Source organism: Bradyrhizobium uaiense (genome assembly GCF_010811875.1).
Lineage (GTDB): Bacteria > Pseudomonadota > Alphaproteobacteria > Rhizobiales > Xanthobacteraceae > Bradyrhizobium > Bradyrhizobium uaiense.
Genome location: NZ_VKHP01001083.1, coordinates 1 through 238, shown reverse-complemented (window position 1 = coordinate 238; position 238 = coordinate 1). Strand labels below are relative to the sequence as shown.

The window sequence follows — 238 nt, the reverse complement described above, 5'->3', positions numbered from 1 at the left end:
GCCATCGACCCCATCGAGCAGCTGGATGTGGATCGAATAGAGTCCGTTGACGATACCGCCCTCGCCAACCCCGCCGGCGATCGGCACTTCGTCTCCCGTGATCGGCGTCATCACCGACTGGAACGGCTCGGGGATGCACGCCAACTTCTCGACCAAGTACATGCGCGAAGTCGGCGGCAAGGATTATTTCGAAAGCCTGATGAAGGCCTTCGACAAGAACCTGATGGACCACATCGCG

The 238-nt window shown here is 59.7% G+C and carries 1 pseudogene; it reads left to right on the top strand.

Features of this window, described 5'->3' with window-relative positions:
- Window positions 1-112 precede the first annotated feature (112 nt).
- Window positions 113-238 (top strand): annotated as a pseudogene (locus tag FNJ47_RS48850) (glutamine synthetase); the annotation flags it as partial.